Here is a 24,049-nt window from a genome sequence, read left to right as displayed (position 1 = left end):
AACACCCTCTCCGGGGGCCGGGCATCTCGGCGAGCTAGTCCCTCTCCGGGGGCCGGGCATCTCGGCGAGCTAGTGCTTCCGCTGCCTGGTGAGCGCGACGAGCCCCGCCCAGCACGCGACCCACACCACCTCGCGCGACGGATCCCACGCGATCGCCGCCGCCCCCACGGACGCAGCCTCCTCCTCGCCCCCGCCAGGCCCCGTCGCCCCGATCTCGGCGACCATCGTGGGCGCTGCGTTCGACGGCACATGGACGAGCTGCGCCCGGCGCTCGCCCTCGCGCGCGACGAGCGCGAGCAGCGGCGAGGCCTTGTGGTCGCCCGCGAACGCCAGCGCCACCACCGCGGGGAGCCCCTCGATCACGCGGAAGGTCTCGCCCCCGTCGCGCGACACGCACAGGAGCCCCGCGCCGGACAGCGCGATCGAGCGCCCGCCCGCCGCCGCCGCGAGCCGACCGTCGTCGGCCTCCGCCGCGCGCCGCGCCGCCCCGGACAGCGGCACGACCGGCGAGCCCTCGTCGTCGCCGCGCAGCCGCTCGAGCTGCGGCCCCGCGGCCGCGCTCGTGAGCGCCACGATTACCCCCTCGCTCGCGCTCATCCGGAGCACGCCGTCCCGCAGCGCGGGCCCCGGCGACAGCGACAGCGCGCCCCGCGGCGGCGCGATCGCGGCGTCGCGGCGCGGCGAGCCCGCGCTCACGGCGGAGCCGGCCTCCGGCGGGACGGCGACCGCGCCGGCCGCGGGCGACCACAGCGTCTTGCCGGCCAGCACCCAGAGCCGCCCCGGCGTCGTCGCGAGCGTCACCGGCGCCCCGCCCGAGCCCCACGCCCCGAGCGCGCTCGCCGTCTTCCCCCGGTCGTCGCTCAGCAGCAGGTTGCCGCGGCGCGTGGCGATGAGCAGCGCGCTGTCCGACAGCGCGATCGAGGACGCCGACGTGTCGACGCCCGCGCGGCGCGCCGACAGCGCTCCCGCGTCGACCACGAGCACGGTCCCGCGATCGCCGCCCGTCCGGTCCGCGCGGCGGGAGCGGCCCCCCGCGCGCGCGGCCGGCTCGCTCGCCAGCGCGGGGCCTTCGCCGGCGCCCCCGGCCACGACGCAGCCGCCGGCCACCGCGAGCGTGCTGCACGGGACCGCTGCCCCGGCGCCCTCGACCACCGTCCACGGCTGCGCGTCCCAGACCGGCGCCTGGTCGTCGGCGAGGTCGGGCAGCTCCGCGAGCAGATCCTCGCCCTCGTAGGTGCCTTCTTGATCCGCGTCGAGCGCCGGCAGCTCGCGCTCGTCGACGTCGTTCGACGGATCCTCCCCGGTCCCTTCCGCGCCGCCGTCGTCGTGCCCCTCGCCGTGATCGTCGAGGTCGTCGTGCTCGGCGTCGTCGTGCTCGGCGGCCTCGTCGGACACCCACGAGCCCGCGTCGGCGTCGTCGATCCCCTCGTGGAGCGCCCCCACGTCGATGCCCTCTTCCGCGGGCTCGTCCTCCCCGGCCGCGCCCTCGTCCACGGCGAGCTCGACGCCGACCTCCAGGTCGCTCGCGTTCGCGTCGTCGAGCCCGTGATCCGCGTCGTCGAGCGTCTGCAGGAGCTCCTCGAAGGTCTCCTCGGCCGCCTCGTCCTCGTCGTGCCCGAGCGGCGGCAGATCGATCAGCTTGTTGTCGTGCTCGTCGTGCTCGTCGTGCTCGCGCTCGTCATCATCGACGGCGGTCTTCGGCTGCGGCGCCGGGCACGTCTCGCGTGGGTCCGCCGCTCGCTCGCTGCAGTCTCGTGAGGCTGACATCGGCGGGAGTGTAGCGCCCCTCGAGGCGCTTTCGCCCCGCGCCGCGCCTCCGTCCACGCGCTCCGCCGCCCTCCAGAGCCCGCCTGCCCCGGCGCGCCGCGGCGTCGGCCTCCCCGCGGCCCCGGCCATCGCCCGCCGCGCCTGGCGACCCCGCTGCCGCACCGCACCGGCGATCATCTTTGTACAAAGATTGTCTCACGCACCGATGCGTCGCAGTTATTGTGAGCAATGTCACTAAAAATCCAGGCAGTGTACGGAGTTTTACGGACAATTTCGTGTCCTCCCGGAGCGAAGGCTTTATACAACGTTTGTTTATAGTATTTGACGAAGGGTGTTCGTGATCCTAGAGTCCGCTTCGATATGTTCGACATCGTCGTCACCTCGGCGCCGGCAACGCCCTTCGCCCATCGGGTCGCGTCTGCGCTTCGCGAGGCCCGCATGCGGGTAGTCACGTGCGAGGTCGCGCCCAACCGGCCGCCGCCGGACGCGCTGCGGGTCGACGCGGCCGTCGCCTGCGCGCAGAGCCCGGCGGCCCTCATCGACATGGCCCGCTCGCTCCGCGCGGTGCTCGACGGCCCGCCGCCCGTGATCGGCGTCAGCTCCTCGCGCACCATCGTCTCGATGGCGGAGCTCGCGGGGGTGCTCGCGGACGACGTCCCGGGCTCGGTGCTCGCCGCGCAGGTCCAGCGGCTCGCGGCGCAGGCCGAGCGGCAGCGGAGCCGCGTCATCCTGCGCGGCGAGCTCGCCGACGTCGGGCTCGACGGGCTGCTCGCGTCGCTCGCCTCGCGCAGCCGGAGCTGCTTCATCCGCGTGCGCTCCGGCGCCCTCCGCGCCGAGGTGACGGTCGACGCCGGGCGCCCCATCCACGCCCGCGCCGACGGCGTGCGGCCCTCGGAGCGCTGGACCGACGCGCTCGACTCGCTCTCCATGTGGCGAGGCGCCACCTTCGAGGTCGTCGCGAGCGACTCGAGCGGGCCGCACCGCGGCGAGCGCGAGAGCCACTACCCTCCGGCGTTCCCCGCCGACGACGCGGCCGACGTGGCGCTGGCCGCCGCCGTCGTGAACGCCTGCACCGCCTACGCGCGCGCCTGGCTCGGGCCGCCGATGACGTCGCGGCTGCTCGCGTCCTCGTGGACGACGGCGCGCGAGCACCACAGCGCGCTCGACGCCTTCGCCATCAGCGGCGACGCGCTCGTCTCGGTCGCGCAGATCGATCGCGCCCGCTCGGCGATCCCGCAGGCGGTCGCCGCCTGGATCGTCGCCTTCTTCGACGCCGCCGCGGAGAAGGTCCCGTCGCGCTTCCAGCGCCACCGCATCCGGGAGGTCCTCGGCGGGCTCACGCGCCTGGTCGAGCAGGTCGGGTGGGCGAGCGTCTTGTTCGAAGGAGCCGAGCGATGACCCAGATGCCGACGATGAACGAGGTGCCCGAGAGCCCGCAGGACGCCCTCCCCCTCAGCGTGGAGCGCCTCGCCGAGATGACCTCGCAGGAGGTCGACGACCTCCCGTACGGCTTCATCATGCTGGACGAAGAGGGCGTCGTGCTCCTCTACAACCGCTACGAGCAGCGCATGAGCCGCCTCCCGTCGGCGCGGGTCGTCGGCAGGAACTTCTTCCAGGAGATCGCCCCCTGCACCCGGGTCGAGGCGTTCCTCGGCCGCTTCCGCGCCCTCGCGCAGCAGCCGCCGGGCGCGACCGATCGGTTCGCGTTCCGCTTCCACTTCCTCCACGGGGCGCAGGACGTCTTCGTCCAGCTCGCGCGCGCGCCGGTCGATCGCGTGTTCATGACCGTGCACCGCGTGCCGGTCCAGCGCGACGAGCACGAGCGCCCGGCGACGATCCGCCACGAGCGCGACCGCGGCCGGCTCAACGGCCCGCTCGGCGCCATGTTCCCGCTCGCGTGGGATCAGATCGCCGCGCTGCTCGCGCGGGTCGGACAGGGCGCCGCCCGGGAGCTCGGCCGGGGCGTCGGCCGCAGGATCACGGGCGTCGCGGAGAGTACGGTGGCCCGTGCGGGCGCGGCCGCGCTCGACAAGGCGCCGGTGCTGCTCGCGGTCGGCGCGCTCGATCAGGCGCTCGCCGAGCTCGGGATGGGCCGGCTCGCCGCGGATTTCTGCGCCAACCCCCCGCGCGTCGCCTGCTTCGTCCGGCCGCCGGTCGAGTCGGGGTCGGTCGAGCTGTCCGCCTTCTACGAGGGCGTGCTCGAGACGACGATCGGCGCGGCGCTCAACGCGGCGCACGTCGCCCGGTGCATCGAGGGGACCGAGCTCGCGGCCACGCCGTGGCGCTTCGTGGTCGTGCCGATCGAGCGCGCCCACGAGCTCCGCGCCTTCGAAGGTGAGCGGCCCGACGATCTCGCGAAGCGCTTCGGTCTCCTCGAGAGCGGCTCGGGGGCCGCGGATCGAGGGCCGGCCGCGGCCTCTTGACGCGGCGAGGGCCCTGGCCATCCCCGCCTGGTGTGCCCGCTGGATCCCTCCGGCGAGCGGTGCTTAGCTCCGCCGTCGATGGGCCGGCGCGACAGCAATTCAAGGCGAATCGCCGCCGCGTCTCCGGCCGATGGGCAGCCTTCGGCGGGGGACGCGGGGCAGCTCGGGCCCGCTCGCGGCCCGCTCTCGATCGCGGAGGCGAGCGCCGGGATGCTGGTGCAGGACGTCGTCGTTCATCCGGCCGACGTCGTGTTCGTGAAGGGCATCGTCGAGGCGAGCGACGGCGTCGCGCTCCTGCTCGCGGATCGCGGGGGTGAGCTCACGCTCGCGTCGCCGCTCGACCGGGGCGACGAGTTCGCCGAGCTCCTGCTCGATCTGGAGCGGGACGTCGGGGCGCGGCGCCGCGGCGCGCCACGCTGAGGGGTGCATGACGGAGCGCCGCGATCCGAGCTCGGTCGATCTCGTCCAGGATGCCTCGCTGGACGTCGCTGTCCACGAGGGCGTGGCGCAGGGCCTGCCCGCCCCCTCGGGCGCGCTGCTCGATCCGCGCATCCTCGCCGCCTGGCGCGAGTGGCTGGCCGCCCTCGCGACCGACGCCGAGGCCGCCATCGCCGCGGCGCACGTGTACGGCGAGCTCGGCCCCGAGGCGCGCGAGGCGTGGCTCGACGTGCTCGCCGAGGACGCGCCCAAGCTGCAGGTCCCCGCGGTCGCGATCTACGCGCCGCTCCTGTCGGTCGAGAGCGACGCGGCGCGCCGCGAGCGGATCGAGGTCGCGATGGGGGAGGGGGAGCGCGCCCCGCGCCCGGCCGGGGGCTTCGCGCTGCGCGGCATCGCCGCGGGGGGCGATCGCGTGGTGGCGCTGGTGACGCCGCTCTACCTGCGCTTCGTGCGGGTGCTCTGGTGTCGGTATCTCCCGGAGGACGGCATCGCCTGGGCGCGGCACGACCCGATCGTGCGCGCGGAGGAGGCGCCCGGCCCTGGCATGGTGCTCGACGGCGCGCAGCTCGAGGCGACGCCGATCAAGCTGGTCATCGAGGAGCTGTGCCACGCGATCCTCGCGCAGCAGCGCAAGGGCGCCGAGCTCCCGGCGTCGCTGCAGCTCTGCGCCGATCTGTTCGACGCGCACCTGGAGGGGGATCCGCTGCCATGAGGTCGCTCGCGCCGGCTGGCTTGCAGCTCGTGCTCTTCGCGCTCGGGTGCGCTGGCAGCGGCGACGCGGTCCGTGAGCCTGCGGCGGCGGCGCCCGCGGCCGCAGCGGAGGCGGCGCCGGCGCGGGGCCAGGCGCTGAGCTTCTCGTACGAGACGCTCGACGGGCGCGAGCTCTCCACCGCGTCGCTCGCGGGCAGGTTCAGCGTGATCGGCTTCGTGGCGACCTACGACGTGGCGTCGCAGGCGGAGGCGCGGTTCCTCGCCGGGTTGCTCCGCGATCACACGCCGCGCATCAACGCGGCGCTCCTCGTGCTGGAGGCGAGCGAGAACCGGCCGCTCGTCGAGGCGTTTGCCGCCACGCTCAAGCTCCCGTATCCGGTGGCGCTCGCGGACGCCCCGACGATCGCCGGGGAGGGCCCGTTTGCCGGGCTGCACCACGTGCCGAGCGTGGTGATCCTCGACGCCGAGGGGAGGGAGGCGTTCCGGCACGTTGGGCTCATCACCCAGGAAGCGCTCGAGGAGGTCCTTCGCGGCCTGGAGCGCGAGGGTGCGCGGCGCGCGAGGTAGGTTTTGTCCGCCGGTGCGCGCCGGTCTGGGCGATGATGGCGCGCATGCTCGACCACATCGGTTTTCCGGTTTCGGACTATGAACGGAGCAAGGCCTTCTATCTGGCGGCCCTGGCGCCCCTTGGTTACGGGCTCGTGATGGAGGTCACGCCCGAGATGACCGGGGGTGCGGATAAGCACGCCGGTCTGGGGGCCGACGGTAATCCGCAGTTCTGGATCGGCACGGGCGGCGCGCTGCAGGGCCGCATGCATGTGGCCTTCGTCGCGAAGACGCGCGCCGACGTCGATGCTTTTTACAAGGCCGCGCTGGCGGCCGGAGGCGCCGACAACGGCCCGCCGGGGCTCCGGCCGCAGTACCACCCGGGGTATTACGGGGCGTTCGTGCTCGATCCGGATGGGCACAACATCGAGGCCGTGTGTCATGGGCCCTGAGGGCTGATGCGCTTGGGGAGGGAGAGTCCCTCCGTCATTCGTCGGCGTAAGTCGCTTCCGTCCCCCGTCATCCGTCTTCCGTCATCCGTCATCCGTCATCCGTTTTCCGTCATTACGTGCGCGTGCGCGTGCGCGTGCGCGTGCTCGATTGATACGATTCGAGTACACGCACGCGCACGAAAGAAGGAAGGGGGAAGGAGAAAGAAGGAAACGCGCACGCGCACGCGCACGCGCACGAAGAGGGAAGACGTAGACGGAGGACGTAAGACGGGAGAGGGGGGACGGGAGAGGGGGGACGGGAGAGGGGGGACGGGAGAGGGGGGACGGGAGAGGGGGGACGGGAGAGGGGGGACGGGAGAGGGGGGACGGGAGAGGGGGGACGGGAGAGGGGGGACGGGAGAGGGGGGACGGGAGAGGGGGGACGGGAGAGGGGGGACGGGAGAGGGGGCGAGAACGAGGAGCATTCCTCTCCGCGCCAACCAGGCATTCTTTGCCCTCAGCGCCCGTCTCGCGACCTCGGCTCAGAGCCTGCTCAGGAGATCGGTCTTCTTCGCGGCAAACTCCTGCTCGGTGATGATCCCCTTCTGCCGCAGGTCCGCGAGCCGCTCGATGGCAGCAAAGATATCCGCCTCCGGACCCGACGAAGCGCGGGGCAGGGCGGCCGCGGCCTGCGCCGGAGCAGGCGCAGGAGCAGCCCCAGGCCCCGGCTGCGCGGGCGCGTCGCCGGAGACGAGCGGCAAACTCTGCACGCCCACGACGCCGTACTGGCTCGTGAACGTGACCGACGACCCCGACCCCTGCTGCTGCGACACTCCGCCGATCTGGTGATCGAGCGTGTCATAGACGCTGACGCGCCCGTCGACGTCGACGGCCAGCCGCCGCGCGCCGGGGAAGACCGCATAACGGATGTTGTTCTGCGACCCGGTGGAGCTCGGCGCACCGAGCTCCCCGGGCCACCAGCTCCCAGCGCCGCCCCCGGACGCCGGCACGAACAGGCTGACCGGCGAGCCCCCCAGGCCTCCGCTGCCGCCTTGCTGCTGCTGCTGCTGCCCGCCCTGCGCAGGATAGCTCGCCGGCGCCTGAGCGAACGGCTGGCTGGCCAGCAGATTCGACAGCTCGGCGCACAGGCCCTCCACCTTGGCCTTCAGCGCGCTGTTGAACATGTCCCCGATCATGGTCATGCCGCCCTGCATCCACTGCCCACCGCCGCCCAGCTCGGGGTGATAGAACTGCGCCATCGTCCCGTTCCCGTTCACGAGCGCCTGCAAGAGCGTCATCACCGCGTCGGTGCTGACGAAATAGCGCTGTGACAGGTCGGAAACTCTCCGCTGACCTTCGGGGGTGAGTGGCTGCATGAGGAGGCGCTCCAGGAGGGAAGCGCCGAGCCTTGCACGGCGGTCCGCCGCTCGCAATGCGGGCGAGCGGCGATGAGGAGGGAGACGACCGCTCAGCCCGCGAGCTTGCGCGCGCTCGCGAGCTGGACACACACCGCGACGACATCCATGGCGACGCGAATCTGCTCGAGCGGCGGCATCGACGGGGCGATCCGGATGTTCCGGTCGCGAGGATCGCGGCCGTACGGGTACGTCGCCCCGGCGCCGGTGAGCTTCACGCCCGCCTTGTCGGCCAGGCGCACGACCTCCTTCGCACAGCCGTCGAGGGTGTCGAGGCTGATGAAGTAACCGCCGCGCGGCGAGGTCCAGCTGGCGATGCCCTTGCCCCCGAGCTCGCGCTCGAAGATGCTCGTCACCGCCTCGAACTTGGGCCGCAGGAGCTCGGCGTGCTTCTGCATGTGGCCCAGCAAGCCCTTGTAATCCTTGAAGAAGCGCACGTGGCGCAGCTGGTTCACCTTGTCCGGGCCGATGGTCTGGATGCCGAGGTGCTTCTTCGCGTCCGCCACGTTCGCGGGGCTCGACGCCATGGCCGCGACGCCGCTGCCCGCGAACGAGATCTTCGACGTCGAGGCGAAGACGATCGGCCGGTTGGGGTTGCCCGCCGACTGACACGCCGACACGATGTCCGCGAGCCGATCGCCCTCGGCATACAGGTCGTGGACCGCGTAGGCGTTGTCCCAGAACAGGCGGAAATCCGGGGCCGCTGCCTTCATGCTGGCGAGCCGGCGGACGACCTCGGGCGCGTACGTGGTGCCGGTCGGGTTGCTGTACTTGGGGACGCACCACATCCCCTTGATGGCCGCGTCCTGGGCGACCAGCCGCTCGACCTGATCCATGTCCGGGCCGGCGTCGTTCAGATCGACCGCGATCATCTCGATGCCGTGGTGCTCGCAGATCGCGAAGTGGCGATCGTAGCCGGGGCTCGGGCAGAGGAACTTGACCTTGGGCTGCTTCGCCCAGGCGCCGTTGCCGTCGGGCACGCCGTGGACGAGCGCGCGGACCACCGCGTCGTGCATCATGGTCAGGCTGCTGGTGCCGCCGACGATGACCTGCGCCGGGGGCACCTCGAGCAGCTCGGCGAAGATGGCCTTCATCTCGGGGAGGCCGTCGAGGCCCCCGTAGTTGCGCGTATCCGACCCGTCCGAGGCGACGAGGTCGTTCGCGGTGGGCAGGGCGAGCAGGCCGTTCGCGAGGTCGAGCTGCTCGGACGACGGCTTGCCCCGCGTCATGTCGAGCTTGAGGCCGCGGGCTTCAAAGGCAGCATAACGTGCCTCGAGCTCCCGGGTGAGCGAGGCAAGAGCATCGGGGGACAACGAGCGCAGTTCGGTCATGGCGGCCGATGTCTAGCAGAACTTCGCGGCCGCGTCGCGACCCGCGTGGGCCCGCGCTCCTCGCGCCGGAAATGCCGCGGCCGGCAGCGGAAACGCCGCAGCCGGGCCGCCCGTCGCGCCCCTCTACGCCCGCCGCCGCCCGCCGCCGCCGTCGCCCTCGCGGCCGGCGCCTCGCCCGCGCCTGGGCCCGCTGTGACAGCCGCCCTCCGCCGTGATGCGTTTTGCCACGAGCCCTGTGCCGCCGCGCCCCGCCTGGCCCAGAGGCCGCGTCGGCGGCCTCTGGTACGGCCGATGCATCGGGCCGGGTGATCTCATGTTCAGAGGAGGATCCATGGCTGTCGAGGCCCTGCGCAAGAATCACATGATGGCTCACCTGCTCGGCGCGCTCGAGCGCGGCGAGTCGATCGGGCGCTACGGTCGCCTGGTATTCGCGATGATCGCCAACCACTTCCTCGATCGCGACGAGCTCGTCGACTGGCTCAGCCGCGACCCGGAGGGCGGCGCCGAGGAGGCCCGCTCGCTCGCGATGCAGGTCGAGCGGCGCGGCTACAGCCCGCCGCGGCGCGAGCGGATCCTGGAGTGGCAGCGGCAGCAGGAGTTCCCCATCATTCCGAACGCCGACGATCCCGACGAGGGCAATGTCTACAAGGACCTCGAGTTCCCCGAGGAGGTCTATCAGCATATCAATGAGTACTACGAGCACAAGGCGGCGAGCTGACGGCGGCCGCGGTCCCGCAGGGCCGCGACGCGAGCTCGCGCGGCGGCGCCTGCTCGGCATGGGGAGTGCTGGGGCCCTGGTCGGGCTGCTGGGATGCGGGCGAGGTCAGGCGACCACGGGCCCGTCCAGGCCTCCGGAGGAGGATCAGGCAATGCAGGCAGGGAGCGCCGGCGTCACCACGAACGACCCCTCGCGCCTCCGGGCGCGGCCGAACGCCAAGCCCGGGGGCGAGCTCTCGACCGGGCTGAGGCCGCTCGGGCTGTCGCCGCGGCGCGACGGGCTGCTCTACGTCCCGGCGGGCTACCGGCCGGACCGCCCGGCGCCGCTCGTGGTCCTGCTGCACGGGGCGGGGGGCAGCGCGCACCACGGCATCGCGCTGCTGCGAGAGCTGGCGGACGCGGCGGGGCTCCTGCTGCTCGCGCCCGACTCCCGCCATTCGAGCTGGGACATCATCTCGGACGACGCGTACGGGCCCGACGTCGCCTTTCTGGACGGCGCGCTCGACCAGCTGTTCCGCGGCGCCGCGGTCGATCCGGCGCGGATCGCGATCGGCGGCTTCTCGGACGGCGCGTCGTACGCGCTGTCGCTCGGGCTGACCAACGGCGACCTGTTCACCCATGTGATCGCGTTCTCGCCGGGCTTCATGGCCCCCGCCGAGCAGCGCGGCCGGCCGCGCATCTTCATCTCGCACGGCACGCAGGACCAGGTGCTGCGGATCGACCCCTGCAGCCGCCGCCTCGCGCCGCTGATCCGGGTCGCCGGATACGACCTGCGCTACGAGGAGTTCGAGGGCCCGCACGTGGTTCCTACGGAGATCGCGCGCGACGCCCTCCGCTGGTTCTTGCCCGAGGCGGGCTGATTTCATCGTGAGAAGAACAGAGAATTAACGCAAAGGCGCAAAGGCGCAAAAAAGAGAAGAGAAAAGACAGAATCACTTCTAACTCTTCTTTTTTTTTGCGCCTTTGCGTCTTTGCGCCTTTGCGTTTTTTTCTTCTCTCTCTCTGCGTCTCTCAGCCCAGCTCGCCGTCCGGGAGCCACATCCGAGCGGTGGGCCGCCGGGACGAGCCCGGCGGCGTCCGCATCACTCCGCCGCGATGGCTTCCTCGCTGTAGGTCGTGTGGCGCACCTCGGGGTTGTTCTCGAAGTACGCCTTGCCGGCCAGGCGCTTCACGAGCGGGCTGAACCGCTCGGCCGCCTTGCCGGCGATGATGTCGCGGACGAGCGCGACGTCCTCGCGCGCCCGGGAGAGCGTCTCCGGGTCGGTCAGGAACGCCTTTGCGGCCACCGCCTTGGCCGGCGCCGCCTTCACCGCCTCGCGGACCGCCTCCGCCGCCGCCCGGACCTTCACCGCGGCGCGCTCGGCGGCCGACTGCTTGATGAGCGGCGCCACCTCGTAGACCAGGTTCGCGGCCGACCCGGCGACCCGGTGCGGCGCGTGGTGCAGCGGGCTCGCGTACTTCGGGTGCCGCTCGAGGAACGCGCGCACCTCGGCCTCCGTGACGCCCGCCTCCTCGTAGGCGCGGGCGAGCTCCTGCTCGGCCAGGATGCGCGCCTTGAACATGTACATCTGGATGCGCGAGTAGAAGTTCGTCGCGCCGTCGCCGCTCGTCTCGACCGCGCAGAAGATCGTCCCGGGGTAACGCGCCGTGATCAACGACTGCACGCCGTCGGAGACGCCCGAGGACGGCATGCAGCCGAACGGCTTCACGCTCACCGTGAGGTGCGCCTTCGACTTCACCGCGTTCACGATGAGCTTGCCGACCTCCATGTGCCCCTCGCCGCCGCGGAGGTCGTTCGAGTAGTAGTCCTTCGCCACGTCCGCGACGAGCTCCATGTCCGGGAGGTGGTAGTCGAACAGGCCGAGCGGCAGCGCGAACGCCTGGAAGCCGACGCGCAGCGCCGACTCGGCGAGGCGCATCGTCGCGAGCCGCTTCGCCACGCCGAACTCGTCGAGGCCGGCCAGGCCGTAGTTGCCCTCGTCCGCGCCGCGCAGGTCGCGCCGCTCGCGGGTGTCGCGGGCGCACTCCCAGATGTTGTAGAGCAGCCACGCGGTCGTGAGCTGGATGTCGTTCTCGCCGCCCTCGCTCTCGAGGAACTTCTGAAGGGCGTAGTTGCCGTCGCCCTCCGTCGTCATCGCCCAGAACTCGCCGATGATCGACGTCTTCGCCTTGGGCCGGAGCTTGTCCACCCGGACGGCCTCGAACTCCTTGCGCGCCTCGTAGAGCGCGCGGAAGACGTTCGTCTGCTCGTAAAGCGCCTTGTAGAGGATGCGCTTCGCGCTCTCCATCGCGCGGTTCGTCGCGCCGGGCTCGACCTCGTAAGGCCGGACGCGGTAGCCGAGCGCGTTCAGCGTGTCGCCGCAGACGATCGCCTTGATGATCGCGATGAAGAAGGCGGGGTTCATCTCGAGGCCGACGTCGTCGCCCGTCGCCTGCGAGAGGCCGCCCGTCTGCTGGAAGAGCATCACCCGGAAGCCGTCGAAGCCGGCGTCGCGCAGCGCCTTCCGGTACTCGGTCACGTACATGCCGAACCGACACGGCCCGCAGGCGCCCGCGGTCAGGAACACGTAGTTCTTGATGATGTCCTCGGTCTTCATCCCCTGCTTGTCGCGCAGGTCGATGAGGTGCTTCACCAGGCCGCCGACCGTGAAGTACGTCGGGTTGCACTGCCCGCGGTTGCCGAACTCCTTGCCCGTCTGGAGGCCGGCGTTGTCGCTCATCCCGAAATAATGGACGTTGTAGCCGAGGCCCTTCAGCGCGCCCTCGCACAGGAAGTCCTGCGCCGCGGTGAGGCCGCTGATGAGGAGCGTCACGTTGTCGCGCTCCTTCTTCGTCATCTTCGGCTTGAGCATGTTGTCGACCCACTGCCGACGCTCGGCCTTGAGGCCGAGCCGCTCCCGCTCGGCCTCCTCGAACGCCCTGAGCTCCGCCTCGATGTCGATGTCCGCCTTGATCGATTTCTTCTCGCCGACCAGAGGAAGGCGCGTCTTCTGCGTGATCGTCTGTTCCATGGCGTGGCTTCCCTTCGCTCGGATGCTGGAAGGGGGCCGGGCGCGCCGTCCCCCCCTCGACATTGGCCGTGTCTTCAGGCTTCCAAGGGGACGACGGTCCCGTCGGACTGCTTCTTCTTGAGCTGGACGAGGCCCGTCTTCGGCGCCTCGGGCGGAGACGCCGGCGCGACGTAGCTCCGCACCTTCTCGGCGAGCGCCGCGATCTCCCGCTCGAGCGCGGGATCGGTGATCTTGCGCGCCGCCTGCTGCTCCCGCTTCAGCTCGAGCAGCTCGAGCCGCTTCTCGTCGATGCGGTGGACGAGCTCCGCCTTCTTCTTCGCCGCGTCCTCGAGCGCCTCCTCGTGCAGCTTGAGGCTGTGCGCGTACGTCTTCACGCGGATCTTGATCGAGCCGCCCGGCTTGTTGGCGTCGATGTCGTGCAGCGCGGCGTACGGGGTGGCGCTCGAGCTCACGATGCTGTCGATGATGCCGTAGGTGGGCGCGTCGTGGCCGCACTTGAAGCTCGAGAGGTCGAGCAGCACGACGTTCGGGTGGCGGGCGGCGAACTTGACCGCCCACACCTTCTGCGCGCTGTTCGCCGAGTAGTTCTCGGGCCAGACGTCGTTGATGTCGAGCGGGTGCTGGCCGTTCGCGATCTCGTCCTTGAAGTACCGCGCGAGGTACTCCATGTCGCGCGGGATCGACCGCACCGAGAGGATCGGATAGCCGAGCACCTGGAACTCCTCCGGGATGCCGTGGTTCAGGCCCGGATCGGAGTGGTACGGCCGCCCGACCATCAGGATGGCGACGCGGTTCTCGGCCTCGACCGTCTCGAGGATCGCCCGCCCCTTGTCCTGGAGGTCGCGCTCGAACTGCGAGAGCGCCCGCATCCCCTCGCGGTGCGCGTGGTCGCTCTCGTCCTCGGTGACGCCGAGCCGCGGGCCCCACGTCTCGAACATCCGCCGCGCCGTCAGCGTCATCTCGGAGAACGTGAGCGGCGGATCGAGGTACTCGATGCCGCGCGTCTTGAAGAAGTCGATCTCCTTCGTGAACGCCGCCTTCATGACGTCCGGCACGCCCGCGACGATGGGGCAGCTCGTCTTGTCCATCACCCCCTCGCCGAAGCTCGGCACGTGGGTGAGGATCGGGAAGAAGATGTAATTGAGCTTCTTCTCGTCCGAGTGGTGGTGGAAGAGGAGGTTGTGGATGTGGGCCTGCGCCACCTTGGAGGGGAAGCACGGATCGATGGAGCCGTACTTGCCGCCCTCGACCCACATCTCCTCGCTGGTCGCGTCGCTGAAGACGACGTTCTGCTTCGGGACGCCGAGCGCCTCGAAGTAAGCCCGGTAGTACGGGCCCGTCGAGTAGATGTTGAGGACGCGCGGGATGCCGATGCGGACGCGGCGCAGGCGCTCGCGCACCTCGGGCCCGCTCCGCCGGAACGGGCGCGTCGTCTCCACCCGGCGGATGCCGAGGAACCCCTTCTTGACGACCACGTCCTTCACCGGCGCGCCGTCCTCCGGCAGCGGGGCCGTGTCGTAGAAGTGCCGGAAGGCGAGCTTCGACTCGTAGTCGACGAGGTTCGGGAACTGCTTCGCGATCTTCTTCCGCTCGGCGACGAGCGCGAGCATCGCCTGCTCGCTCTCGACCGTGCCCTTCTCGCACGAGAAGCCCGAGATGTAGCGGCTCGTCGTCCCGTCGGGCCGCTTCGCGTCGATGAACGTCCGCTTGCACTCGTTCGGGCAGAAGTGGCAGACCGTCTCCTCGTCGTTCTTCGTCGTGTATTCGAGCGCGATCGCCGCGTCGATCCCGATGAACGTCGAGCGGCCCCTGCGCTTCACGACCCGGAGCGTCTCGAACGCGGCGCCGAGCGCGCCGGCCTCGCCGGTGTGCGGGTGGACGAACACCTCCGCGCCGGGGACGCGCTCCTTGATGTAGTCGACCTGCGCCTTGACCGCCGCGAGGTTGTACTGCGTGCCGCCCTGGAGCACGTAGCGCGTGCCGAGCGCCGCGAGCCGCGGGATCTGCACGACGTACTGCCACACGTTCTTCGGCAGCACCTGCGCGAGGCCGGCGAGCAGCTCCTCCTTCGAGAAGCCCTCCTTCTGGAAGTTCACCCGGTCGGTGTCGAGGAAGACGGCGCAGCCGTAGCTGAACTTCGGCGCGAGCTCGGCGCCGAACGCCGTGTCGGCGTACTCGGTCACCTTCAGGCCGAACTGGTCGGCCATCGCCTGGAGCAGCATGCCGTTGCCGGCAGAGCACGAGTTGGAGAGGCGGAAGTTCGCGATATCGCCGTTCTTCATGAACAGGACCTTGATGTCCTGTCCGCCGATATCGCAGATGACGTCGACGTCGCCGAAGAACTTCACGGCGCTCATCATGTGGGCGACGGTCTCGACGATGTTGACGTCGGCCCGCATGCACTCCTGGAGCACGTCGGCCGCGTACCCGGTGCCGCCGAACCCGAGCACCTCGAGCTGCGCGCCCTGGTCGACCACGTACTGCCGGAGCTGGGCGAGCAGCTCCTTCGCGTCCTGGATCGGGTTGCCCTTCGAGAGCTGGTAAGCCTTGCAGACGATGGCCCCGTCCTCGTCGATGAGCACCGCCTTCGACGAGGTGGAGCCGCCGTCGAGGCCGATGACCCCGCGCACCACCTGGCCGGGCGCGAGCTTCATCGGCGTGAACCTCGGGATGCTGTAGAGCTTGCGGAACTCGTCGACCTCGTCCCGCGTCTTCACGAGCGGCGGGCCCGCGCTCTCGCCGAGCCGGGCCTTCCGGCCGTTCGTCATGTACTCGATGAGCCCGGTCTTGCCGGCGTAAAGGCCGACCTCCGGCGCCTCCTTGAGCCCGTACACGCAGGCGCCGAACGCCGCGTAGTACTGCGAGTTCTCCGGGACGAAGATCGTCTCCTCGATCGGCCGGTCCTTCGGCCAGTTGTAGCCGCGCTCGTCCCAGGTCTCGGGGATCCGCTTGCGCCAGCACTCCTGGAGGAAGGGGAGGTAGGTGTTGGGGCCGCCGAGCAGGATGACCTTGTGCTTCAAGGTCGAGCCGCGCGTGAGCACCGACAGGTTCTGGAGGACGATCGCGTCCGCGAGCGAGCAGAGGATCTCCGTCGAGGGGATGCCGCTCTTCACGAGGTTCACGATGTCGGTCTCGGCGAAGACGCCGCACTTCGCCGCGACGTGGTGGAGCTTCGAGTCGTCGAAGTGGATCTGGACCACCTCGCTCGACGGCAGGCCCACCTTGATCATGCACTTGTCGATGGTGGCGCCCGTGCCCGAGGCGCACTTGTCGTTCATCGACGGCGCGGCGGTCTTGTCGCCCGTCTTCTCGTCCCGCTGGAAGATGATGATCTTCGCGTCCTGCCCGCCGAGCTCGATGACGCTGCCCACGTCCGGGTGCAGGTTCTCGACCGCGAGCGTGACCGCGTTGACCTCCTGGACGAACTTGGCGCCGAGGCCGGCGCAGAGGGGCGCCGCGCCGGAGCCCGTCATGAACACCCGCCAGCTCTCGCGCGGCGACGCGGGGAACGCCGCCTCGATCGCCTCGATGAGCTCCAGCACCTTCTCCGGCTGCTTCGTCTGATGCCGCTGGTAGTCGCTCCAGAGAATCTCGAGCGTCTGCGGATCGAGCACGACCGCCTTCACGGTCGTCGAGCCGACGTCGATGCCGACCACGACCGGATCCTGGATCTGCCTTCCCATCGGGGCTCCTCCCACCGCCGTCGCCGGTCACCAGCGCCCGACTGACTGGCTGGTCAGTCGTGATGGCTACAACGGGATGACCCGAAAATCAAAATGATTCGGTGCGTCTTGGCCGGCGGCGATCGCCGGTTTCCGGGGATCTGCGTCCGGGGCGCATGGTTCCGCCGCTGGGCTCGGCGCGGCGCGGGGTGGTGCGGTCGGCGCGTCGGCCCGCGTGGCGTCCACCGTCCTCCGATCTTTCCGGCGCTCTTCGGGCGGCACGCCCGGGCGACGCCGCGGGGGAGACATCGCGCCCCAGGTGACGGGCCGGTGGTGGTAAAGCGACCGGCCCATGAACAAGTCCGAGCGCCGCCAAGCCCTCCTCCGGGCGGCGCGCACCGTGTTTTCCGAGAAGGGCTATCACGAGGCGAAGGTCGACGACATCGTCGCGCTCGCGAAGGTCGCGAAGGGGACGTTTTACCTGTACTTCCCCGACAAGCGCTCGGTGTTCGGCGAGCTCGTTCGCGGGCTCTTCTCGCGCCTCGGCGGCGCCATCCTGCGCGTGGATCCGTCGGCGGACGTGGAGGCGCAGGTCAAGCACAACATCCGCGCGATCGTGGCGGTCTTGCTCGACGATCCGGCCCTGACGAGCATCCTCCTGTCGCACGCGGCGGGGCTCGATCCCGCGTTCGTGAAGGAGCTGCGCGCCTTCCGCCAGGAGGTGAAGCTGCTCCTGGAGCAGAGCCTCGCCGAGGGGCAGCGGCTCGGCGTCATCGAGCCGGGCGACACCGAGCTCTACGCGACGTTCACGATCGGCGCGCTGAAGGAGGTGCTGTTCGAGAACGCCCTCGAGGACCAGGCCCGGCCGCGTGAGCGGATCGTCACGGCGCTCTACGATCTCCTGCGGCGCGGCTACCTCCGGATGGACCCGGCGCCCGGCCAGCCGGCGCCGCGCGCCGAGCCCGGCCAGCCGGCGCTGCGCGCCGAGCCCGGCAAGCCGGCGCTGCGCGCCCGCCGCGCCAGGCTCCGGGGCAACTGACCGGCGCGTCAGTCAGGGCGGTGACTATGCAGGTCCAGCGGACGGCGTACGGCCGAGGCGCGGCAGGACGATGTGCGCGATGAAATTGTGCAGGGTCCGGGTGCCGAGCTGGTCCGGGGAGATGCGGTCGAGGAGCGCCGGGACGTCGAGGCCCTCGGCCTGCAGGACCTCGCGGCGAAAGGCGATGTAGCCGGCGATGACGTCGTGATCCATCTCGGGGTGGAACTGCACGCCGTAGCAGGTGCTCGTGAAGCGGATGACCTGGTGGTCGTCGAGCTCGGTGAACGCGAGGCTCCGGGCGCCCTCGGGCAGCGTGCCGACCGTGTCGACGTGGGTCGCGTGGGTCTCGAAGCTCGACGGGAGGCCGTCGAAGAGGACGTCATCGGCGCGGCGCTGGACGCGGATCCGGCCGATCTCGCGGCCGCGCGGGTTGCGGATGACCTCGCCGCCGAGCGCCTGGGCGAGGATCTGGTGGCCGAAGCAGATGCCGAACGTGGGGGTGCCGGCGCGGACGACGTCGCGCAGCCACGCCTCGCAGCGGAGCATCCAGGGGTCGCGGTGGGGGACGTTGGCCGAGGAGCCGGTGATGACGAAGGCGGCGATCCCGGGGGCGTCGGGCGCGGGGAGCTCGCCCGTGCGGGCGTCGAAGACGGCGTATCCGCCCCGCCAGGCGGCGCCGATCGTCTGCTCGATGAGGACGGCGAACTCGCCGCGCCGCTCGAGGACCGGGGGCACGGGCTCACCGGTCTTCACGATGACGATCTTCTTGTCCTTTTCGTCCTGTCCCACCCGGTGAACATAGCAGAGCGACCGCCTCGGCAAGGGCGGGACTTGGCAGCGCGGGGCGGGGGCGCGAAGATGCTCCCGCATGTCGGCCTATGTCGTGTCGCGCCCCGTGTGGCGGCGGTTTCGCCCGCGTTTCCTGGCTCGCGCTGCGGCGCACGTGAGGGCCGGCGGGCACGCGGCCATCGTGCTGCCGGACGAGCGGATCGATCTCCTCCTCTCGGTCGACGCGCAGGGCAAGCTCACCGAGCTCGGGCTGTGGTCGCTGCTGTCGATCGAGCAGCAGCGCTTCCGGCGGGTGGCCGAGGGCCCGGCCCAGGGGCTCGCGACGGCGCGGGTGAAGCGGCAGTACGAGGGCTCGGTGCTCGACTGGTGCGAGCGCGACAGCGTGCACGCCGGGGCGATCCGCGAGGTGGCGCTCGACTGCCTGGCGTGCGGCGCCTGCTGCCACGACGCCAACGTGGTGCTCGACGACGTGGACCTCTCGCGGTGGCGGGGGGCCGGGCGGGGCGACCTCACGGGGCGCGCCTACGTGCGGCGGGCGCGGGACGGGAAGATCACGCTGCGCTTCGCCGCGAGCGGCCGCTGCCAGCACCTCTGCGAGGACAGGCGCTGCGCGATCTACGAGATCAGGCCGGACAACTGCCGCGCCTTCGTCGTGGGGAGCGAGGCGTGCCTGTCGGCGCGCGAGGAGACGCTCGGGATCCGGGACGGGGCGGCGCTGGGATAAGCGCGCGGCCCCTCACGGGAGCGGCGCGCAGGCGGGGTAGAGCGCGTTGAAGTCGTCCCGCTCGAGGTACACCGTGATGACCTCGGGGTACTTGACCAGGCCGCCCGGCCAGCCGTCGGGCCCGCTCGCCTCGGTGTAGCAGTCCTCGACGAAGTCCGCCGAGGAGTTCTCGCACGTCTGCAGCTCGGGCTGCGCCAGGTCGCGGCAGGGGCCGGCGAAGGAGAGCGCGCAGCCCTCGCTCGCGCCGCAGGACCGCCAGGGCGCCTCGGCGCTCGAGCTCGCGCCGCACTGCGCCTCCACGGCGGCGCCCGCGCACGCGTACATGCCGTGATCCGGGCCGCTGCCGAACAGGTTGCCGTAGAACGCCGCCTCCTGCGCGTTGAACTGCGCCCGCTCGGTCGTGGTCGTCGCGAGCGCCGCGTGCTCGCCGCGCAGCGAGATGGGCACCTCGACGCCGTAGCCGTTGACGTGGGCGAGCAGGCACGCGCTCACCCAGCGCTGGCCGGCGGGATCCAGCGGCTCGTCGCGCCAGTCCGGGGCGACGCCGACGCCGCCGGGGAAGGTGTAGGTCACGCCGCCGTGCGCGCCGCTGAGGCTCTCGCCCTCGGGCAGGGCGCACCGGATCACGTAGGTGAGCAGCTCGCGGCCCTCGGGGGTCTCGATGAGCTCCGTGGAGGAGAGATCCGCGCCGCTCGGCGACAGCCCGCCCGCGGACAGGCCGTTCATCGAGAGGCGGTTCATCGAGAGGCGGTTCATCGACAGGCGGTTCATCGAGGTGAGCGCCTCTCCCGTGGACCCCGGCTGCGCCTCGCCGGGCTCGCCCTCGAGCGCCTCCGCGAGGCAGCCGGTCTGCGCGACACCCGCGGCGAGCGCCGCGACAAGGATGAGCAGGTCATGCGTGCGTGACATCGATCGCTCCTGGGGCCGAATGCCGCGAGCTGGCGGGGGTCTCCTGGGATCACGGCGAGGCGCCTCGACCAGCGGACGATCGCTCGTGGCTCACCCCGAGCCGCCCGGGCGCTGCGGGGCGTGTGAGACCCGGAAGCTGCCCTCAGGCACGGCGATTCTGCCGATGTCGAGCACTGCAACGTCCAGGCCGCGAGGGCGATCTCGCAGGGGCCGCGAGCATCCGGGCAAGCTCGGCCGCCGCGCGTCCGCCTGACGATCCCGGGGGCCGGCGATGGATGGTGCAGCTGGTCACATGGGGCGATTTGTCGCGGGCTCGCACGCGCGATGGAAAGCCGTGGGTCATCGCCCTTCGAGGGCGAGCGCTCTCGGAGCGCGATGTCCCGCTGCGCTCCGCGTCCCACGTGGTGGGAGGATCGCGGGCGGGTGGCGCGATGCGCGCGCGAGGCGGCGAGGTGGCGCGCTCTCTGGTACGTAGGCGTCGAGAGGCGCCAGACGATGCAGAAGATTGAGGGTGAGCTCGCGCGAGGGCCGGAGGAGGCAGGGGGCGCCCCCGGTGCAGCGCGCGACGTTGTCGAGGGGGCGAGGGGGCGGACCGCCGCCGCGCGGCTCCGGGCGCAGCGCGCCGCCTGTCTCCTGATCTTCCTCGCCAACGGCTTCTGCATGGGCACCTGGGTGACACGCATCCCCGATTTCAAGCGCGCGCTCGCGCTGAGCGAGGCGACGCTCGGCAACGTGCTGCTCGCGCCGGCGCTCGGCGCGTTCGTGGGGATGCCGCTCGCCGGGTGGCTCGTCGCGCACCTGGGGAGCCGGGTCGTGGCGGTGTCCGCCGGCGCGGCGTTCGCGATCAGCCTGTTCGGGCCTGGGTTCGCGCGGACGCCGGTCGAGCTGTTCCTCGTGCTCACGTTCTTCGGCGTGTCGAACGGCGTGATGGACGTGTCGATGAACGCCAACGCCGCCGAGGTGGAGGAGGCGTGGGGGCGGCCGATCATGTCGTCGTTCCACGCGCTGTACAGCGCCGGGGGGCTCGCGGGCGCGGCGGCCGGCGGGGCGCTGGCGCACGTGGGGGTGGCGCCCGCCGCGCACCTCTCCCTCGCCGCGGTGGCGGCGCTGCTCCTCGTCGGGCTGCTCTCGCCCTGGGTGCGGCCCGGCGTCCCCGCGCCGGAGCCGCCGAGGAACCCGTTCGCGCTGCCGCCCCGCGCGATGTGGCCGCTCTGCGCGATCGCGTTCCTGTGCATGTTCGGCGAGGGCGCGATGGCCGACTGGAGCGCGGTGTACCTCCGCGAGACGCTCGGCACGACGGCGGCCTTCGCGGCGACGGGGTTCGCGGCCTTTTCGGTGGCGATGGCGGCGGGCCGCTTCCTCGGCGACGGGGTGAGCAGCAGGCTGGGCCCGGTCGCGGTGGTGCGCGGCGGGGCCGTCCTCGTGACGGTGGGGCTCGCCGCGGCGCTGGTGATCGGCCGTCCGATCGCCGGCCTGTTCGGGTTCGCGTGCGTGGGGCTCGGGCTGTCGTGCGTCATCCCCACGGTCTTCAGCGCGGCCGCGCGCTCCGGCCCCACGGGCACCTCGATCGCGGCCGTGGCGACGTTCGGCTACCTGGCGTTCCTCGGCGGGCCGCCGGTGGTCGGCCACATCGCCGCGGCCACGAGCTTGCCGTTCGCGCTGTCGCTCATCGTTGTCGGGGCGATCGCGATCGTGGTGCTCGCCGGGGCCGCGGGCGGTCCGGCGAAGGCGGCGCAGGGCGAGGAGAGCGTGGCGGGCGAGGGCGTGGAGACGTGAGCGGCGGCGAGGGAGGGTACGACTCGACCGAGGCGCCCCGACGACCGGCGACTGGGCGGTAGAAGGGGTCTTCGACGTCCTCGCCTTTCCTCGAGGCGGACGCGTCGGCGACAATGCCTCCACATGCACGCGGGCGCGACCGGATCGATCATGCTGGTGCGAATGCTCGTCGACGCGGCACGGGCCGGGGGCGTCGAGGTGACCGATGTCCTCGATCGCTTCGGCTGCACCCAGGCGGCGCTCGCCGAGATCGACGGGCGCGCGCCGCACGAGCTGCTGATAACGCTGTGGCAGGAGGTGCCGCGCCGGCTCGGCGACGACGCCTTTGGCGTGCGGCTGGCCCAGCGCCACCGGGCGGGCGACTTCGATCTGATGGACTACGCCCTGCTGAACGCGCCCGACCTCGGCGGCTGCGTGCGCCGGCTGCTGCGCTACCAGCGGCTCCTCCATGACGCCGCGGGTGTGCGCCTCGAGCTCGGCGAGCGCGACGCCAGCGTCGTGCACCTCTTGCCAACGCCGGACCGCGCCGATGCGCTGCGACACCTGAGCGAGTGGGGGCTAGCGTTGATCTTGAGCTACGGACAGCGGCTGGTCGGCGCGCTTTCGCCGGTCGAGGTCGCGTTCGTTCACGCCGCCCCCGCGGACACGACGGCGCACGAGCGGTGCTTCGCCGCGCCGCTGCGGTTCCACGCGGCCAGGACCGAGCTGCGCTTCGACCGGGCCGAGCTCGAGCGGCCCGCCGCGGGCGGCGACCCCGAGCTCGGTCGGCTGCTCGATCGCCACGCCAGCGAGCAGCTAACCCGGCTGCCGACCAGCGAGACGATCGTGGACCAGGTCCGGCGTCAGATCACCGAGAGCCTGCAGGACGGCCCGCTCGAGGCGTCGACGGTCGCGCGCCGGCTCGGCCTCAGCCAACGCAGCTTCTTCCGCCGGCTGAAGGAGCACGGGACCACCTTTCAGGCGCTCGTCGAGCAGGTCCGGCGCACCCTCGCGCTGAAGCACATGCGGGACCCACGCCTGAGCCTGACCGAGATCGCGTTCTTGCTCGGTTACTCCGAGGTGAGCGCGTTCCACCGCGCGTTCCGCCGCTGGACCGGCGAGAGCCCCGGCGCCCATCGCCGCGCTCCGGGCCCCCGCGCCGGTTGAGCGGCTCGCGCGGGCTGGCAGGCACGGTCAACACGCTGGCACGCCAGGTCAAGGCCGACGCGGGTCGGCGCCGCCATGTTGTCTGCGGCGGCCAACGCGGCTCGGCGCGCATCGGCTCTCCAGGCGCGCGTCCGTGGTGCCCGCTCCCGACACCCACGCGAGGTATGCCCATGCGACTGCTCCATCCCTCCCCCGAAGAAGCGCGGATAGGCCTGCGAGCCATGAAGATGATCGCCAGCCGCGACGGCGACCTGAGCGCGGCGGCGCGCAACCTGTTGATGGCGGCACAGCGCCACGTCCTGCGCACCGATGACGATCTCGACGCGCTGCCGCCGATCGCGCCGGAGGCGCTCGCCAAAGGCTTCGTCGACCCGGCCCTGCGCGAGCAGCTCGTCTCGAGCATGCTGGTGCTGAGCCTGACAGACGGGCCGCCATCGCCGGCCCAGCTCGAGCTGGTGCGCTCGTTCGCCGAGGCGCTCGGCGTGCGCTCGGAGGCGCTGCACGACGTCGAGCTCTTGGCGAAGCGTCACATGCTGCTGTTTTACTTCGACTTCCTGCGCCGCGGTCACCTCGGCGACATGGTCAAGCAACACTACGAGGCCACCGGCCTGCTCGGCTTGGTGAAGGCGCTGCTCGGCCTGCGCGGCCTGCTCGAGGACCGCGAGCTCGCGGCCCGCTATCACGCGCTCGAGCGGCTCCCAGAGGGCACCCTCGGCCACGCGCTGGTCCGGCACTATCGCGATAACGGGTTTGCCTTCCCTGGCGAGCGCCACGGGTTTCCCGAGGCCGCCGTGTACCACGACCTCACCCACGTCCTCTCGGGCTACGGCACCGATCCGGCCGGCGAGCTGAAGATCGGCGCCTTCATCGCCGGCTACCGCCGCACCAAGTCGATTTATATGCTGCTCTTCGTGATGCTCACCTTCAGCGCCGGCATCAACCTCACGCCGCTGCCGCAGCCGCAGGTGGTCGGCATCCTCGAGAGGCCCGGCCTCGCTGACGACCTTTTGGTGGCGATCGAGCGCGGCGGCCAGCTCAACACCGACCTGTCGGATCACTGGGACTTCTGGCCCCTGCTGCCGCTCCCGGTGGCCGAAGCGCGCCGCAGTCTCGGCCTTTTGAGCTGAGCCTCGCCGCGGTGTCGACCCCACGCCTCGGCGCCGCGCGCGGCACCAGCACGCCCCTGCCGCCGTTTCGGCGGTCCCTGCTGCCGC

Annotated in this window: 20 protein-coding genes; 13 read left to right on the top strand and 7 right to left on the bottom strand. The window is 71.6% G+C overall.

Annotated features, from left to right (window positions below):
* Window positions 1–69: 69 nt before the first annotated feature.
* Window positions 70–1,767: a hypothetical protein gene (locus WME98_RS08600; RefSeq protein ID WP_437950832.1), complete on the bottom strand. Its 1,698-nt coding sequence runs from the start codon at window positions 1,765–1,767 to the stop codon at window positions 70–72.
* 438 nt (window positions 1,768–2,205) lie between these two features.
* On the opposite strand from WME98_RS08600, the gene WME98_RS08595 reads away from it, so the two are divergent.
* The 6 genes from WME98_RS08595 (at window position 2,206) to WME98_RS08570 (ending at window position 6,337) form a co-directional block, all read left to right on the top strand.
* Window positions 2,206–3,165, top strand: coding sequence for a DUF4388 domain-containing protein (locus tag WME98_RS08595; RefSeq protein WP_437950831.1), 960 nt, complete (start codon window positions 2,206–2,208; stop codon window positions 3,163–3,165).
* Window positions 3,162–4,190: a PAS domain-containing protein gene (locus WME98_RS08590; protein WP_437950830.1), complete on the top strand. Its 1,029-nt coding sequence runs from the start codon at window positions 3,162–3,164 to the stop codon at window positions 4,188–4,190. Before WME98_RS08595 ends, WME98_RS08590 begins: the two co-directional genes overlap by 4 nt.
* A gap of 210 nt (window positions 4,191–4,400) precedes the next feature.
* The gene (locus WME98_RS08585) at window positions 4,401–4,610 is read left to right on the top strand and encodes a hypothetical protein (protein ID WP_437606421.1); all 210 of its coding nucleotides are present in this window, start codon (window positions 4,401–4,403) and stop codon (window positions 4,608–4,610) included.
* A 7-nt stretch (window positions 4,611–4,617) separates the two neighbouring features.
* Entirely contained in the window at window positions 4,618–5,340 is a 723-nt protein-coding gene (locus WME98_RS08580; RefSeq protein ID WP_437950829.1) for a hypothetical protein, read from the top strand.
* Entirely contained in the window at window positions 5,337–5,906 is a 570-nt protein-coding gene (locus tag WME98_RS08575) for a TlpA family protein disulfide reductase (protein WP_437950828.1), read from the top strand. The genes WME98_RS08580 and WME98_RS08575 overlap by 4 nt, the downstream gene beginning before the upstream one ends.
* A gap of 44 nt (window positions 5,907–5,950) precedes the next feature.
* Window positions 5,951–6,337 (top strand): VOC family protein, encoded by a 387-nt coding sequence (locus WME98_RS08570; protein ID WP_437567840.1) that lies wholly within the window; start codon window positions 5,951–5,953, stop codon window positions 6,335–6,337.
* A gap of 521 nt (window positions 6,338–6,858) precedes the next feature.
* On the opposite strand, the gene WME98_RS08565 is transcribed toward WME98_RS08570, so the two are convergent.
* Together WME98_RS08565 and WME98_RS08560 are read right to left on the bottom strand one after the other, a co-directional pair.
* On the bottom strand, window positions 6,859–7,692 hold the full coding sequence (locus WME98_RS08565; RefSeq protein ID WP_437950827.1) for an SHOCT domain-containing protein: 834 nt from the start codon (window positions 7,690–7,692) through the stop codon (window positions 6,859–6,861).
* Between the two features lie 92 nt (window positions 7,693–7,784).
* A complete protein-coding gene (locus tag WME98_RS08560) occupies window positions 7,785–9,062 on the bottom strand; it encodes an aminotransferase class I/II-fold pyridoxal phosphate-dependent enzyme (protein WP_061624801.1) in 1,278 nt (425 codons plus the stop codon).
* Window positions 9,063–9,393: 331 nt separating this feature from the next.
* On the opposite strand from WME98_RS08560, the gene WME98_RS08555 reads away from it, so the two are divergent.
* Together WME98_RS08555 and WME98_RS08550 are read left to right on the top strand one after the other, a co-directional pair.
* Window positions 9,394–9,780, top strand: a complete 387-nt coding sequence (locus tag WME98_RS08555; protein ID WP_061624181.1) for a hypothetical protein — start codon at window positions 9,394–9,396, stop codon at window positions 9,778–9,780.
* Between the two features lie 151 nt (window positions 9,781–9,931).
* Window positions 9,932–10,639, top strand: a complete 708-nt coding sequence (locus WME98_RS08550; protein WP_437950826.1) for an alpha/beta hydrolase — start codon at window positions 9,932–9,934, stop codon at window positions 10,637–10,639.
* A 222-nt stretch (window positions 10,640–10,861) separates the two neighbouring features.
* Here the strand turns inward: WME98_RS08550 and WME98_RS08545 are convergent, their stop codons facing one another.
* A complete protein-coding gene (locus WME98_RS08545) occupies window positions 10,862–12,790 on the bottom strand; it encodes a 2-hydroxyglutaryl-CoA dehydratase (protein WP_437950825.1) in 1,929 nt (642 codons plus the stop codon).
* Between the two features lie 74 nt (window positions 12,791–12,864).
* Window positions 12,865–16,473 carry a BadF/BadG/BcrA/BcrD ATPase family protein gene (locus WME98_RS08540; protein ID WP_437950824.1) on the bottom strand — a complete coding sequence of 1,203 codons (3,609 nt, stop codon included), beginning with the start codon at window positions 16,471–16,473 and terminating at the stop codon, window positions 12,865–12,867.
* Window positions 16,474–16,804: 331 nt separating this feature from the next.
* Here WME98_RS08540 and WME98_RS08535 point away from each other — a divergent pair, with 331 nt between their 5' ends.
* Window positions 16,805–17,491 (top strand): TetR/AcrR family transcriptional regulator, encoded by a 687-nt coding sequence (locus tag WME98_RS08535; RefSeq protein ID WP_437950823.1) that lies wholly within the window; start codon window positions 16,805–16,807, stop codon window positions 17,489–17,491.
* 24 nt (window positions 17,492–17,515) lie between these two features.
* Here the strand turns inward: WME98_RS08535 and WME98_RS08530 are convergent, their stop codons facing one another.
* Window positions 17,516–18,280, bottom strand: a complete 765-nt coding sequence (locus WME98_RS08530; RefSeq protein ID WP_437950822.1) for a glutamine amidotransferase — start codon at window positions 18,278–18,280, stop codon at window positions 17,516–17,518.
* Between the two features lie 79 nt (window positions 18,281–18,359).
* Between WME98_RS08530 and WME98_RS08525 the strand changes: the two genes are divergently transcribed.
* Window positions 18,360–19,004 carry a YkgJ family cysteine cluster protein gene (locus tag WME98_RS08525; protein WP_437950821.1) on the top strand — a complete coding sequence of 215 codons (645 nt, stop codon included), beginning with the start codon at window positions 18,360–18,362 and terminating at the stop codon, window positions 19,002–19,004.
* A gap of 12 nt (window positions 19,005–19,016) precedes the next feature.
* On the opposite strand, the gene WME98_RS08520 is transcribed toward WME98_RS08525, so the two are convergent.
* Window positions 19,017–19,913, bottom strand: coding sequence for a hypothetical protein (locus WME98_RS08520; RefSeq protein WP_437950820.1), 897 nt, complete (start codon window positions 19,911–19,913; stop codon window positions 19,017–19,019).
* A 495-nt stretch (window positions 19,914–20,408) separates the two neighbouring features.
* On the opposite strand from WME98_RS08520, the gene WME98_RS08515 reads away from it, so the two are divergent.
* The 3 genes from WME98_RS08515 to WME98_RS08505 all read left to right on the top strand — a co-directional run bounded on the left by WME98_RS08515 (window position 20,409) and on the right by WME98_RS08505 (window position 23,962).
* Entirely contained in the window at window positions 20,409–21,689 is a 1,281-nt protein-coding gene (locus tag WME98_RS08515) for an MFS transporter (protein ID WP_437950819.1), read from the top strand.
* A gap of 150 nt (window positions 21,690–21,839) precedes the next feature.
* A complete protein-coding gene (locus WME98_RS08510; protein ID WP_437950818.1) occupies window positions 21,840–22,835 on the top strand; it encodes an AraC family transcriptional regulator ligand-binding domain-containing protein in 996 nt (331 codons plus the stop codon).
* Between the two features lie 221 nt (window positions 22,836–23,056).
* A complete protein-coding gene (locus WME98_RS08505; RefSeq protein ID WP_437950817.1) occupies window positions 23,057–23,962 on the top strand; it encodes a hypothetical protein in 906 nt (301 codons plus the stop codon).
* Window positions 23,963–24,049: the final 87 nt, after the last annotated feature.

Source organism: Sorangium sp. So ce296 (genome assembly GCF_051529605.1).
Classification (GTDB): domain Bacteria; phylum Myxococcota_A; class Polyangia; order Polyangiales; family Polyangiaceae; genus Sorangium; species Sorangium cellulosum_D.
Note: the sequence above shows the minus strand (reverse complement) of the source record. Positions and strands in the feature narration are given on the sequence as shown.

Coding starts and splice junctions, on each gene's coding strand:
- WME98_RS08600 (WP_437950832.1), bottom strand. CDS start 1,767: ATGTCAGCCTCACGAGACTGCAGCGAGCGAGCGGCGGACCCACGCGAG.
- WME98_RS08595 (WP_437950831.1), top strand. CDS start 2,206: ATGCGGGTAGTCACGTGCGAGGTCGCGCCCAACCGGCCGCCGCCGGAC.
- WME98_RS08590 (WP_437950830.1), top strand. CDS start 3,162: ATGACCCAGATGCCGACGATGAACGAGGTGCCCGAGAGCCCGCAGGAC.
- WME98_RS08585 (WP_437606421.1), top strand. CDS start 4,401: ATGCTGGTGCAGGACGTCGTCGTTCATCCGGCCGACGTCGTGTTCGTG.
- WME98_RS08580 (WP_437950829.1), top strand. CDS start 4,618: ATGACGGAGCGCCGCGATCCGAGCTCGGTCGATCTCGTCCAGGATGCC.
- WME98_RS08575 (WP_437950828.1), top strand. CDS start 5,337: ATGAGGTCGCTCGCGCCGGCTGGCTTGCAGCTCGTGCTCTTCGCGCTC.
- WME98_RS08570 (WP_437567840.1), top strand. CDS start 5,951: ATGCTCGACCACATCGGTTTTCCGGTTTCGGACTATGAACGGAGCAAG.
- WME98_RS08565 (WP_437950827.1), bottom strand. CDS start 7,692: ATGCAGCCACTCACCCCCGAAGGTCAGCGGAGAGTTTCCGACCTGTCA.
- WME98_RS08560 (WP_061624801.1), bottom strand. CDS start 9,062: ATGACCGAACTGCGCTCGTTGTCCCCCGATGCTCTTGCCTCGCTCACC.
- WME98_RS08555 (WP_061624181.1), top strand. CDS start 9,394: ATGGCTGTCGAGGCCCTGCGCAAGAATCACATGATGGCTCACCTGCTC.
- WME98_RS08550 (WP_437950826.1), top strand. CDS start 9,932: ATGCAGGCAGGGAGCGCCGGCGTCACCACGAACGACCCCTCGCGCCTC.
- WME98_RS08545 (WP_437950825.1), bottom strand. CDS start 12,790: ATGGAACAGACGATCACGCAGAAGACGCGCCTTCCTCTGGTCGGCGAG.
- WME98_RS08540 (WP_437950824.1), bottom strand. CDS start 16,473: ATGGGAAGGCAGATCCAGGATCCGGTCGTGGTCGGCATCGACGTCGGC.
- WME98_RS08535 (WP_437950823.1), top strand. CDS start 16,805: ATGAACAAGTCCGAGCGCCGCCAAGCCCTCCTCCGGGCGGCGCGCACC.
- WME98_RS08525 (WP_437950821.1), top strand. CDS start 18,360: ATGTCGGCCTATGTCGTGTCGCGCCCCGTGTGGCGGCGGTTTCGCCCG.
- WME98_RS08520 (WP_437950820.1), bottom strand. CDS start 19,913: ATGTCACGCACGCATGACCTGCTCATCCTTGTCGCGGCGCTCGCCGCG.
- WME98_RS08515 (WP_437950819.1), top strand. CDS start 20,409: ATGCAGAAGATTGAGGGTGAGCTCGCGCGAGGGCCGGAGGAGGCAGGG.
- WME98_RS08510 (WP_437950818.1), top strand. CDS start 21,840: ATGCTGGTGCGAATGCTCGTCGACGCGGCACGGGCCGGGGGCGTCGAG.
- WME98_RS08505 (WP_437950817.1), top strand. CDS start 23,057: ATGAAGATGATCGCCAGCCGCGACGGCGACCTGAGCGCGGCGGCGCGC.